We start from the raw sequence: 4754 nt of genomic DNA, 5'->3' as shown, positions 1-4754 counted from the left end.
GGCCGCTCAGCAGTGCCTGCGCACCAATGTAATCGCTGACCTGACCGGCGGTGATGAACAGGTTGAGCGGACGTCCCCGGCTGTCGCAGATGGCATGCAACTTGGTGTTCATGCCGCCCTTGGCGCGACCGATCAGGCGTCCACGCCCCCTTTTTTGACGCCCAAACTGGACGCCGTGCGATGAGCCTTCAGGTACTGGCAGTGGTTGGCCGACTATGTCGTTAACCGAAGACCACCCTCTTAAACAGAACCCTCGGCGGCCCTTAGCGGGTTGCCGGGGGATATCGGCTTTGCTTTCTTTTTTGCCGAAGTCGATGTTGGTCGTAGGTGGCGGATGAAGGCTGTGCGCACCCGGGTAACAGTGTCTAATAAATAGCCGAGACCCTGATCAATTGCGGTAAGTTAACCAAGTTCACTAGTCGTTGGCCCTTCAAATCTCAAGTTTTTTTACGGAGAGATTCAAGCGCTGACTTTAGGATTTCTGAGTTCTCAGCCCGTTCTTCTGACGTCATTAAGTTCGGGTCGAAAACCAATCGAAAGTTTGGCTTTTCATGAGAGACTTTTTCTAGGTGGGGTCTCGATCTTATTTGGCCCAGGACGCGGTAGGTCATTACGGGTTGAGCCACGCCCTTGACTTGGATTGCACCGACCTCTTCGGTTTCTATTTCGTGGTTTACGTGCGCCCTGGTTTCGTAAGAGATGTAAATCTCTCCTTCCTCTGCCTGATGCTCTAGCCTTGAGGCAACGTTCACGGCACCACCAATGATGGTGTAATCCATACGGTCGTCACTTCCAAAATTTCCAACCGTGCAGAAGCCTGTATTGATGCCAATACGGCATTGTAGCTGTTGTCTTATTCCTTGCCTCCTCCATTCAGCCTGCAACTCAGCCAACTTGTCTCGCATCGCAATTGCCATTCTCACGCAAGCCAAAGCATCTTCGCGCACTCCTTTACTCTCCGGGTCACCAAAGAAGACAAGGATCGCGTCACCGATAAACTTGTCTATCGTCGCGCCGTAGCTCAAAGCGACTGCTGCCATTTCGGTCAGGTAACTGTTCAGAAGTTCCGTTAAGTCTTCAGACTCCATCTGATCCGTAAGTTCCGTGAATCCAGCCACATCCGAGAAGAACACACTCAGCTTTTTTCGTTTGCTGGCGAGTTTGACTTCCTGGCGCCCGGAAAAGATCGATTTGTAAACTTGCGGTGATAAGTACTTAGCAAGCTTCCCTGACAACGCTTCAAGCTCTTGGTTTTTTCGGTTTACCTCTTCGGCCGCAATGCGCTGCTTTTCAGCCAATGCATTCAGTTCCCGCTCATTGCGATCGCTCAACCGCATCATTCGTCGTGTCGTCCGAAGCAGTTTCCTGTATTCTTCAACGAGGTTCTTTATTGAGTTTCGCGTCTCTTCATTTGGGAATTGTCCGCTGCTCAAAGTTGCTTCCGCGACTTCCAACGCTTCTCTCTCCTTGGCAAAAAGATCGTCGATAGTCATTGATCAGACAACTTTTTTAGCGAAAACTTGGCGTGTTTAAGATCTTCTCCGAACTCCTCGCCAAGCTCTTCCATGGTTTCGTCTTCAGGATCATGAAACCAGTAAACTTCGACTTTCTTTCCCATTTCTGCAGCGGAATCCAAAAGCTCCATTATCATCATGATAGCTTTAGCGCTGGAGGAGTTGAAATAGATAAGTTCAAAGTCAAAACGACAGGCGGTATTTGAACCTTCGGAAAGCCAGTTTTTTAGGGAATCAAACAATGGATTGAAAAAGGTCGTAACATCCTCTGGATAGGATTCTCCAATAAGCCTGAGGTGACCAGCATCAAAATCAAATGCCACAGCCGGAGTGCGGTTTGTCGCCGGGATTTTAATGTTCTGCATTCTACCCTCTTAAACCGTGGCTTTGAGCGCGAAGAATGCGTGCTGGTCATCAACTCGCATAAAATCGAACTCGATTGGCTTTGACGCTCGACGCGCAATTTCAATTAACCCGATACCCGCACTGTTGCTGACACTATCGGCTTCGGATCGGAGTTGGTCCTTGTATGCGACCTTTAGTTCTTCTCGGTTCATATCGCGGAGCTCTGATAGCCGGTTCCGCATGGTGTCGACATCGTTCAACAGGATCAGGTTTCCCGCATGAACGACATAGCTGCCAGCTTCGTTTCCGATGGTCAGTATGCCGTAACTTATGTCCAGTACCGCTGTTTCACCGTCAGCAGGCAACCTTTCAACGGAATATCTGATGATGTTCTGCATCTGCTCCACAAAGACTGCGAATACACTGCGAAGCGTTTTGGTGTCCGCATCTTCAGATACCAGCTTCTGCTTTAACGCATCGCCGACGCCGCTAAGAATGCTCTCGGTTACATAACCGCTGTAGGCGAAAACAACGCCCTGTTTTCGCAGGTTAGCACGTAGTTCGTAGACTTCGCTGGCAAGCATCTGTTCTCCTTGATTATGCTTGGACGGCACCAAGTTCAATCCAGGTCTTGATATCATAAGATACACATTTATGCATTTTTAGGGTATCAATTGTGCAGGCTTATCAGCGGGGAGGTTAGCATGATTAGGCTAATATGTGTGGTCGCCCTTATACTTTTGTCTGGACCGGCTGTAGCGGCCGACATTCCGACCGAGGTGAAAGCAAAGCTCCAATCCGCCATGATTGCCCATGTCGATGGCGTGATGGTCGATGGTGCTTACACTTATCTGGACACAACAACCAATGCGATTGAAACCGTATACCCTGCAAATGTTCATCCCATGGTTATTCCGGCAGGAAGCGATTACTTCGTCTGCTCTGAAATGATAACCGAAGGTGGCGACACCGTGACCGCAGACTTTCTGGTGCGGGAAATTTCCGGGGACTACAAGGTTGTTCAGATGATCGTCAATAATCGTGGTGCTCTTCAGGCCGCTATGAAGAACATCGGGAACTAGATGCCAAACACTGTAGAGGCGTTTAGTGCGTAGTCTCAGGGCCTTCTTAAGTCGCCGCATCTTCCTAAAGCACATTCTCGCGACCCTGTTGATCGGGGGTGTATTTAATGCCGTGGTGCTTCTTTTTTATTATGACTTCAAAAGACAAGCTCAAACGGACCAGGTCGCAGCGGAAATGGCAACGATTGCAAACCGTATTGCGAGGCCGCTGGCTGAGTTGGTTGAAGCACGAAACTTTACACAAGCGACGAGCCTGCTGGCCGTCTATTCTGGTTTTCCTTATGTAATTTGCGCCGAACAGAAGCTGGAGGAAAGCTCCAAAACCTTGGCCTCCTGGCCTGCCATAGGTTGTGACAGGATAAAAAAAACCGGTTTGGATATCGTCGTTTCCGTCCCGACAGCAGCAGGGTCGACAATGATGTTGGCACGAATTGATCAGGAGATTCTGAACAATGAGTTGCAGACTGAAGTTGGAGTTGTGGTTCTTTTGGGAATTCTCGGAGGCCTTGCGCTGATATTAGCAGGTGCTGCTGCATTTTTGTGGCTTATCAACAGACCTCTCGGTCAAATGTTGAAAGCTATTGAAAAGTTCGAACTATACGATGATCCGCAGAGGGTCCCGTACCAGTCAGAAGATGAGATTGGTAAAGTTGTTCAAAGCTACAACTCAATGCTGGAGCGGGAGGTCGAACGCGTCAACGCGATCCGTGAAGCGCACCATCAGATCGTCGACAGTGTAAACTATGCCACGCGAATTCAGCAGGGGTTGTTGCCTACTGCAAGTCAGTGTCAGAGCGCCTTCGCCGATTTTGCGGTCAAATGGGAACCTCGCGACTTGGTCGGCGGGGACATCTACTGGATCAGGTCGGAAGGACAGATTTCGACGCTTGCCGTAATTGACTGTACCGGTCACGGCGTACCAGGAGGCTTCATGACCATGCTGGCGATCGCTACTCTCGAGCGGCTTTACTATGAAAACGACAGGCTCAGCCCCGCTTCGGCCTTATCGAAACTGAGCGATTTAACTCGCACCCTCCTAAACCAGGACACTGAAAACTCGACTTCAAACGACGGTATGGACGCAGCAATTTGCCAGATCGACTCAAGCAAAGGGATAGCCAAGTTCGCAGGGGCACACATGTCTTTGTTGGTTAAGTCGGTGGACAACGTTGATCGCATCCGAGGTGATAAACATAGTATTGGGTATGCGGACACCCCAAGAGGGCCAAAATTTATCGAGCACGTAATCCACTTAGATCAAATTGTTGATCTGATTATCTCTACCGATGGCCTGATCGACCAATTGGGTGGCGAAAAGCGCTTAGCCTTTGGAGTTCAAAGATTAATGTCGATAGTTAAGCAAGACAGTTGGTCGAGCTCGGAAGAGCTTTTGGCGGCCATCGAAGATGCTTTCCAAGATTACAGGAAGAATGAAGAGCGCATGGATGATTTGACGGTGATTGCTTTTCGTCCGTTGCAAAACACAAGTTAGGGTGCTTTTTATGAGGTGAGCTGGGTAGCTCCTTATGGGAAAAAACTGTGGTCTGCCCAGTTTCTGACGAAAAAGGACTGCTTGGCCTGCAGGTGAGAGAGGAAAAGTCGGTTTTTTCATAGTGTAAGCCGCCAGCACCGGCGACCACCGTCAGCACCCGGGCTAGTCGTCAGCGGTCCAGTCTTACGGACGCCGTCAGAGCCAGTTAGCGGTCTCGTAAGCTGTCCCTAAAGCGCCAGTAAGCGGCCTCTCCGGCGGTCGAAAATATCCCGTGCTCACTGTTAGAAATGCTCCGTGCTGACCCGCTGACGACTAGGCCTG

General features: G+C 50.0%; 5 protein-coding genes and 1 pseudogene. 2 read left to right on the top strand and 4 right to left on the bottom strand.

The genetic code is table 11. From position 1 onward, the window contains the following. From ACR0J8_RS24080 to ACR0J8_RS24065, 4 genes and pseudogenes are all read right to left on the bottom strand, one after another. Positions 1-195 (bottom strand): annotated as a pseudogene (locus ACR0J8_RS24080) (IS5/IS1182 family transposase); the annotation flags it as partial. 242 nt (positions 196-437) lie between these two features. Then, on the bottom strand, positions 438-1493 hold the full coding sequence (locus tag ACR0J8_RS24075) for an adenylate/guanylate cyclase domain-containing protein (RefSeq protein ID WP_480527780.1): 1056 nt from the start codon (positions 1491-1493) through the stop codon (positions 438-440). Continuing rightward, a complete protein-coding gene (locus tag ACR0J8_RS24070; protein WP_170614902.1) occupies positions 1490-1879 on the bottom strand; it encodes a DUF1987 domain-containing protein in 390 nt (129 codons plus the stop codon). Before ACR0J8_RS24070 ends, ACR0J8_RS24075 begins: the two co-directional genes overlap by 4 nt. A 9-nt stretch (positions 1880-1888) precedes the next feature. Further along, the gene (locus ACR0J8_RS24065; RefSeq protein ID WP_480527782.1) at positions 1889-2443 is read right to left on the bottom strand and encodes a SiaB family protein kinase; all 555 of its coding nucleotides are present in this window, start codon (positions 2441-2443) and stop codon (positions 1889-1891) included. A 120-nt stretch (positions 2444-2563) separates the two neighbouring features. On the opposite strand from ACR0J8_RS24065, the gene ACR0J8_RS24060 reads away from it, so the two are divergent. Further along, complete coding sequence (locus tag ACR0J8_RS24060; RefSeq protein ID WP_480527785.1) at positions 2564-2941, top strand: hypothetical protein; 378 nt, start codon at positions 2564-2566, stop codon at positions 2939-2941. 25 nt (positions 2942-2966) lie between these two features. After that, positions 2967-4433, top strand: a complete 1467-nt coding sequence (locus tag ACR0J8_RS24055; protein ID WP_480527786.1) for a SpoIIE family protein phosphatase — start codon at positions 2967-2969, stop codon at positions 4431-4433. The last annotated feature ends 321 nt before the right edge of the window (positions 4434-4754 follow it).

This window comes from Ruegeria sp. N11 (assembly GCF_056531525.1).
The sequence above is the reverse complement of the archived record's forward strand: the minus strand, read 5'-3'. Positions and strand labels throughout refer to the sequence as shown.

What these genes read in the sequence shown, in the direction of transcription:
- ACR0J8_RS24060 (WP_480527785.1), top strand. Translation starts at nt 2,564, where the DNA reads ATGATTAGGCTAATATGTGTGGTCGCCCTTATACTTTTGTCTGGACCG.
- ACR0J8_RS24070 (WP_170614902.1), bottom strand. Translation starts at nt 1,879, where the DNA reads ATGCAGAACATTAAAATCCCGGCGACAAACCGCACTCCGGCTGTGGCA.
- ACR0J8_RS24075 (WP_480527780.1), bottom strand. Translation starts at nt 1,493, where the DNA reads ATGACTATCGACGATCTTTTTGCCAAGGAGAGAGAAGCGTTGGAAGTC.
- ACR0J8_RS24065 (WP_480527782.1), bottom strand. Translation starts at nt 2,443, where the DNA reads ATGCTTGCCAGCGAAGTCTACGAACTACGTGCTAACCTGCGAAAACAG.